2 protein-coding genes and 1 pseudogene are annotated in these 7,714 nt (G+C 66.7%); all 3 read right to left on the minus strand.

Features of this window, described 5'->3' with window-relative positions; all coding sequences use genetic code 11:
- Positions 1–118: 118 nt before the first annotated feature.
- The 3 genes and pseudogenes from ACFOM8_RS22040 to ACFOM8_RS22050 all read right to left on the minus strand — a co-directional run bounded on the left by ACFOM8_RS22040 (position 119) and on the right by ACFOM8_RS22050 (position 7,477).
- Positions 119–835: pseudogene (locus ACFOM8_RS22040) on the minus strand (gamma-glutamylcyclotransferase).
- Positions 836–908: 73 nt separating this feature from the next.
- Positions 909–1,289 (minus strand): hypothetical protein, encoded by a 381-nt coding sequence (locus ACFOM8_RS22045; protein ID WP_377764530.1) that lies wholly within the window; start codon positions 1,287–1,289, stop codon positions 909–911.
- Positions 1,290–1,627: 338 nt separating this feature from the next.
- Positions 1,628–7,477, minus strand: coding sequence for a peroxidase family protein (locus tag ACFOM8_RS22050; RefSeq protein WP_377764531.1), 5,850 nt, complete (start codon positions 7,475–7,477; stop codon positions 1,628–1,630).
- Positions 7,478–7,714 lie beyond the last annotated feature (237 nt).

Below are 7,714 nucleotides of genomic sequence, written 5' to 3' on the forward strand. Positions count from 1 at the left end.
CGATGACCCCAAGATGGCGCCGATGCTGCATCTGCACAATGGATCCTTTCGGATTGCTGCCATGCAGCAACCGCATGGAGGATCGCCCGCCTTGTGCCGCTTTTTCCGGCAGACCGCTTCAGACGGGGGTGCCGGGGGCGGAGGGGGACGTGCCTGCCGCGGCGGCCTCGATCTCCTCGGCCACATGGTGCTGCAAGGTCCAGATATAGTCGTCGTGGATGCCGTGTTCGGCCAGGCCGCGCACCGTGCGCAACAGATATTCGGCTCCTGAACCGGCGGCGCCCGCGGCGCGGGCAAGCCGCCGCGCCTGTTCCCGGACCGTCAGCCGGGCCGTCGGGGTGCCGACCGGATCGGCATAGAAGGTCAGCGCCTCCTCGCGTCCGCGGGCGGTTTCGACCGCGATCCAGCAGGCATTGGCGGCAAGCTCGTGGGCCACAAGCTCTCGCCTCAGGATGTCGCGCAGCGATTGGGCCTCGGTTTCCTAGGCGATGTCCAGCAGCAGGCCCTCGCATTCCCCGCCCGAGGCCAGCGCCAGCATCAGCCCCGGCCGTTCGGGCGAGCCGCGGAAATGGTCCAGCGTGATCGAGAAGCTGCGATGCCAGCCGATCGCCCGGGCGCGGCGGCGGGCCTCGACGGCGAAGCCGGGGTTCCAGATCAGCGAACCATAAGCGAAGACCGGGATCGGGCGCGGCCGCCCCGCCGTCAGCATTTCGGCCAGGCGGTCCAGATCGGCGTCATCCAGCATCCGCCAGCGGGGATCGTGAAGCGGCCCCTCGGCCAGGGGGATGCAGGCGACGTGGTGGTCGGACAGGGTGATGGGGCGGGGATCGGCCATCGGCTTCCTTCAGGTATGGCGCCCTTGCAGAACGGGCGGGACAGGGGCGTCGTGCGGCGGGCGCCGCGAAAGGTCATCCGGCGGCCCGTCCGCCGTCGATCCAGGACAGAAAGGCGCGGCGGGCCTTGCGCCGGACCGGGTCGCGCGGCGTCAGGTCGGATCGCGACAGGTTATAATCGAATCCGTCCAGAACCGAAACATCGGACAGCCTCACAAGCCGCCCCTCGGCCAGATCGGACCGGATCGTCGCCAGCGAACACAGCGCCACCCCCTGGCCCGTCAGGGCGGCGGGCGGCCGGACGGGGATGGACCACTGGCCGTCAGTCCGCCAGGGCCGCCGGGACGGCGGGTTGCGGCAGCCTGCCCGCAGGGGGCGGGATGCAGGCGGGGCGTCGCGGCATTCCCGGGAACCGTGGTCCGGCGCACCCTCCGGCCCGTTCCGAACGGTCTTCATCGCGCCGCCGCTGCAAATGACGACCGTTATCCCCGGCGCCGCCGCGAGGGCCCGCGCCCGTGCCCGCCAGCAGCGTCGGCGCCGGCAGGATCGCCAGGCAAAGCCGCAAGAAAAGGAAGCAGGGCGCGCGTTTCAAGGCTTGCCATAAGCCGCCGTGCAGGGGGCTTGTTTGCGTCAGATCAAACAGCGCGCGGGTTGCGCGAAAACGGGCCGGCTGGGCGACGTGCGGTTCGGCAACGGTTCCGCCCCGCCGGTGCGCGCCTGCCGCAGGAAAGGGCCGGGCCGGGGGCGATGCGACGCCCCCGGCCCGGTCTCGCGATGGATCCTGGCCGGTTTCGCTACAGGATGAAGTCGTCGGCGGCCAGGGCGAGAAGGCCGGTCAGCTCGATTTCGAACTCGACCGCGGTGTCGCTGTCGGTGCTGCCCTGGACGATGGTGTTGCCCCCTTGCTGGACGATCCTCAATCCGCCGTTGGCATTGGCGCCGTTGAAGGCTGTGCCGCCGATGAAGTTGAAGGCCTGATCGCCGTTGTTGCCGAAGCCGGAACGGGCATCGATCATCGAAAGGTCGATGACCTCGCCTGCCACGTTGGTCCCGAAATCGGTGATGACGTCGCGCCCGGTGGTGGCCCCCGTCCCGTTCCCCGTCTCGGCGGTCGAGGCGAAGACGAAGCTGTCCGCGTCCAGGCCGCCCGTCAGCCTGTCGCGTCCGGCCCCGCTTCTGAGGAAGTCGTTGCCGTCGCCTCCGCCAAGGGTGTCGTTGCCGGCCTCTCCGATAAGGATGTCGTTGCCGGACAGGCCGTTGAGCGTGTCGTTGCCGCCGAAGCCGAGCACCAGATCCGCCACCCCGTTGGCACCGTTGAGAACCTGGCTTGCCGTGGTCCCGGCCCTTATCGTCGTGGCGGTGCCGCCAAAATCGACCTGCTCGATCGAGGACCAGACCCCGACGCCGTCCGGCCCCGTCACCCTGATGGTGCCTCCGACAAGGGCGAAGGCATAGTTTCCGGCCGGTCCGCTAAGCACCGCGGTATCCGTGCCGGCACCGCCGTTGAGGGCGTCGTTGCCCGCTCCGCCCTCCAGCGTGTCGTTGCCGCCGCCGCCGTTAAGGGCGTCGTTGCCGCCCAACCCTCTCAGGATGTTTGCGCCGTTGCCGCCGGTGATGGTGTTGCCCAGGGCGTTGCCGGTCCAGTTGAAGGCCGTGGCGGGCGCGGTGGTGCCGATAAAGGTCAGGTTCTCGACATTGTCGGCCAGCGTATAGGTCGCCAGCGAGGTCTGCACGGTATCGGTGCCCAGGGCGCCGAAGCCGGTGCCCTCGATCACCAGGTCGCCCGCATTGTCGACGATATAGGTGTCGCTGCCCTGGCCGCCGCGCATCTCGTCGGCGCCAAGCCCGCCGTTGAGGATGTTGTTGGTGCCGAAAAGCAAGGCGGTGTGGGTCAGGATGTCGTCGCCCGCCGTTCCGGTGATGTTGCCGGAATTGGTGACGATGCTGTCGCCCACGATGCCGGTCGGGGCCGACACCACGGTTTCGACGAAGCCGCCGTTGTCGGTGAAGGTCGCCTGCACCCGCAGCAACTGGCCCACCTGCGCCTGGACCGGGGTGAAGGACGCGGCCGTCGCCCCCGCGATGTTTGTCCAGGTCGTTCCGCCGTTGGTGGACACCTGCCATTGCCAGGCATAGGCCCCGGCCGCGGCGGGCAGCCCGTTCGGATCGACGATCCCGGCCGTGCTGGCGGTGATGGCCCGCGTTTCCGTGGGCGTGGAGTCGCTGATCGTCGGCCCGCCGCTGGCGGTGACGTTCAGCAGGCTATCCAGGCTGACCTCGCCGTCCGAGAAGCGCACCCGCTCGATGTTCCACAGCTTGTCCTCGCCGTCCGAAACCAGGTTGGCCCCGTCGGGCACGTTGGCCTGGTCGAAGCCGCTATGGACGATGCTGACCGAGCCGTCCGCGTTGCGCGTGGTGGTATAGTTTTCCTTCGCGTCCCAGTAAACCGCGACATCGGTGTCACCCGCCCCGTCGTCCTTGACGATCTCCCGGACGATCGACAGCTGGCCGGGGTTCAGCGTGCGGTCCAGCATCAGCGCGTTCAGCGCCTTGCCCCCGAACTGCGCCACGGCGCCCGCCCGGACCACGCCATCCACGATGTCGCTGGCCAGGTAGATCTTGCCGCCCATGCTTTCGGCGGAATAGGTCTGCCCTCCGGCCTCGATCCTGATGCGGACGTTCAGCCATTTGTCGCCGTCGATCACGTCGTTGCCGCCGCGGCCCTCGATGGCGTCGCTGCCGCCGCCGCCCAGCAGGATGTTGCCGTCGTCAAAGGCGATCACCTCCTCGCGCTGCGCGGTTGTGCCGGTCGCGGCCTCGGCCCAATCGCCCAAAAGCGCGCGCATCCCGGCGATGCGGTCCACGCCGGCCTGGGTCAGCTCGTGACGGGCCATGGTGCCTTCGGCCTCGGCCAGGCCGGGGTTGCCCTCGACCGCGTCTTCGCCATCGACATCGCCGCGGTTGTCGCCCTTGATCAGGTCGTTCTTGTCCCAACCCGACAGCGCCTCGACCGCGTCATAACGGTTGCGCAGGATGTCCTGTTCGTCGGTGGTGAAGATGGGGCGCAGCAGGTCGGCATCCGCCGCGGCGGCGCTGCCCTTGTGGATGGCCCAGTCGAAGCCCCACATGCCTTCGTTGCGCATGACGCTGGCGCCCTGGACCATGATGTCGTCGCCGGATTCGGCGTCGAAATCCTGTTCGTTCTGGCCCGCGAACATCACGTCATGGCCGATGATGGACGAGTTGAAGAACAGCTCCGAATTGTCGCCGGCGATGGCGTCGAAGCCGTTGCCGCCCTCCATCCAGTCGTCGCCTTCGTTGCCCAGCAGGAAGTCGCCGCCTTCGCCGCCCAGGATGAAGTCGTTGCCGGTGCCGCCAAAGACCTCTTTTCCGTCGGGGCCGGTCATGATGAAGTCCTGGCCCTGGTTGCCGAAGACCAGCGCCAGCCCGGAACCGCCGTGCATGACGTCGTTGCCTTCCTCGCCGTGCAGCATATCGACTTCGCCGATGTCGGTGCCCGAGTTGACGATGATGTCGTCGCCCTTGCCGCCATGGATCTTGTCCACGCCGTATCCGGCCTCGATGCGGTCGTTGCCGGCCATCCCCCAGACGGCGTCGTCGCCGCCGCCCGCGATAATGGTTTCCGCGCCGTTCGTGCCCTGGATCAGGAAATGGTCGTTGCTGTTGACGCGGATATAGGCGGCAACGGAAGTCAGGTAATCCGGGTCGGCAGGGTCGATCAGGTTGCCGTCCGCATCGCGGCGTTCCACCATCTTGGACAGCATTTCCAGATAGATGTCGTCGTGGCTGGGATCCTGGTGGTGGAACTTCGACTGCATCGCCATGTCGGTATAAAGCACATGGTCGGGCACCGAAAAGATGTCGCCCGGTACCGCGTAGCCGCTTTCGCCCAGGTCCGAGTTGGCCAGCACCATCTTGGCCAACGAGTTGTTTTCAAGCTCGTTGAGCAGGTTCAGCCCCTGGACGCGGGACAGGTAATAGAAGCGGTCGGCGTTTTGCAGGTTTTCAAGCTGCAATTCGAAGATGAACGAGAAGGTGGACCCCAGCATCCCGCCGAAGGCCATCTTCTTTTCGGCCAGGCCGCCGATCCACAGATCCACGTCCTCGAGCCCGCCCAGCTTGCCCCCCGCATAGGCGCCTTTCGCATTCAGGAAGTCCAGCCGGTCGGCGGGCGCGCCGTCGCCGCCGAAGACCAGCTTCATGGCCGCGTCGCGCTTGGCCTCGACCGTGCGGGCCGACGTGATCGTGGCGTGGGTGCCGTAGGCCGCGATGAAGTTGATGATCGAGGCCGGGTTCTTGAGGTTCAGAGCGAAGTCGGACCAGCTGGTATAGGCGTCAAGCTGGGTGTCGCCGTTGGCGATGTCCTGGAACTGCCGCCGCGCCTCGTTCAGGGCGGGGATGCCCGCGTCGCGGCCGCGCGCGATGTTGATCGCCGCCAGGTCCAGCGGGATGCCGACAAGCTGGTTGCGCAGGGTATGGGTGACGAATTCGTCGATCTCGTTGCCGACCTGCGCGGTCATGCCGCGCACGATGGCCCCGGTCGCGACATTGTGGCTGATGTTCACGTCGCCGAAGGCCAGCGGGTTCAGGAAGGCGTCGAACAGGTCCATGCTGGCCTGCGTGCCGTCCTCCTTGATGATGTCGATGGTCTCGTTCAGCATCGAATGGCCGAAACGGTACACCACATGGGCGAATTCGGCGAAGATCGCCGGATTGATGTCCATCGAGGGGTTGAACACGAAGGCGTCCACGTCCGGCTGGACCTTGCGGGCGAACTCCTCGAAGACAAGGTGCTGGTACTGCATCTCGTTGACGAAGCGGGCGGTCTGGAACAGCCGCTCGCCGTCCCATTGCAGGGCCGCGATCTCCGCATCCGTGGCGGGCAGCGCGCTCACGTCCACCGACAGCCATTCGTTCAGGAAGTTGAGGTTGCCGGTTTCCAGCGCCAGCGCCTTGACCTGATCGACCAGACGGTTGTGTTCGGAATGAAAGACGTGATGGACGGCGGACAGGCCGATGTTCTCGTTGCCGCGTCCGTCGCCGGTGATGTAATGGGCGTCCAGCAGTTCGTCGTCATAGGCGGCGTTCTGGCCGCGCTCGTTGACGGGGCCGTTCGTGCCGTCGGCGTTCTTGTAGCCCACCGCATCGTCGCCGTCCGCCCGAAGCACGCCGCCGGCAAGCACCGGCACCGCATTGTGGGCGATGTCGTCCAGGAAGGCGTGGTCGGTCAGAAAGGCGCCGACATCCGAAGGGTTGACCGGGTTCGCCAGGTTGCCTTCGACCAGTTCGTCGTCGGCGGTGCCCAGCCTGCCGTCCAAGCCAAAGCCCACCACCATCTGCGGCAGGCCGTTCGGGCCGCGGATGAATTCGCCGTAAGGATCCATCGCGAACAGGGGAATGTTGCCGACATGGGCATCCGTCAGCTCGATGCCCAGCATCTCGGCGGCCTGCTTCTTGACATCGGCCCAGGTGGCAAGGCCGCGCTCGCCTTCCAGCAGCCTGCCGGTGGCCACGGGTTTGCCGTCCACCATCGCGTATTCGCGCATGAAAAGCTGCTTGGACGCGGTCGAGCCGTAGGTCTGGTTCTGATCGACCCAGGGCGTGGTGGTGTTGTTGGCGCTTTCCAGGGTCCGGGTCACCGCCATGAAGTTGGTGCGGGGGCTGTCGGGATTGTAAAGCGGATCGTCGGGGCCGATCGGGATGTAGATCGTCGCGCCTTCCTTGGCGACCAGATCAAGCCCGTGGTCGAAGAACTGGCCGAACAGCGTGAACCACCCGTTGTAGGGCGCCGACAGGCCCTCGTCGGGCGCGACGTTGGGCAGCACAACGGTGTTGTTGTCCATCTCGATGCCGAAGCCCGTCGCGATCGCCTTGGCGGCGTCATAGGCGGCGGGGGCGGCGGCTTCCAGCGCGTCCGCCGCCGTGTCGCGGGCCAGCGCCTCGGCCTCCAGGGCCGCGGCCTGGTCGTTCAGTGCGGTCTTTTCCTCGTCGGTGAAGGGCAGGCCGGTTTCGGGATTGACGGCTCCGTCCCGGCCCGCCCGCGTGGCCGCGCTGCGCGCGGCGGTGGCGGCGCCGTCGGCGATGTTGGCGTCCACGCGGGCGGCCGCGGCCTCCTTCACGGGGGCATAGGCGGTGCTGATCTGGTTCTGCGCGGCTTGCAGCGCCGCCCCCGAAACGCCGGCGTGCATCAGCGCGGCATAAACCGCCGCCGGGTTGCCCAGCGTCTGGTCGACGATCAGGTTCGAGATGATGCGAGGATCGGCATCGACAACGCCCACGGTGCCGGGCTGGCCGTAGTCGTTGTTGTTGCCGGGCACGTAGCCCGCGAAGGGCATGGCGTCGTCGCCCTCGTTGCGCCAGACGGGCAGCGTGACGCGCTGGAACGGCTGGTCGGCCGAGCCCCATTCCTCGCGCCCTTCGACCAGGTTGTTGAAGCTGCCGTCCACCGTGCGCAGCCCGTAAGGCACCAGCGGATTGCTGATGGCCAGGGTGCCGCCGGTCGCCACGACATTGCCCTGGGCGTTCACGCGGATTTCATCCAGCGGCGTTCCAGCGGCATGTGCTTCGGCAATCTTGATCTGCTTCAGGATAAAATCGAGATCGTGCTTGATGAGCGAAACCATCTTCTCCCCCACTCGTTAAAGCGTCACATCGCGATCAAGGTCGAATTTGGCAGGAAGATTTGGCAATCTTCCTTCGGGATAGTGGAATTCACCTTGAAACTTCGGGCGGTGGATTTGCCGGCGATCGAAACAACCGGCGGGATTTGACAGGATTACGACTTAGGGTGTGTTGACGTTCACCGGAGTCGGATGACGGTTGCGGCGAGAGCAATGAAGGCGCTGAAACTTTCATCAGTC

It is taken from the genome of Paracoccus angustae (assembly GCF_042648745.1).
Lineage (GTDB): Bacteria > Pseudomonadota > Alphaproteobacteria > Rhodobacterales > Rhodobacteraceae > Paracoccus > Paracoccus angustae.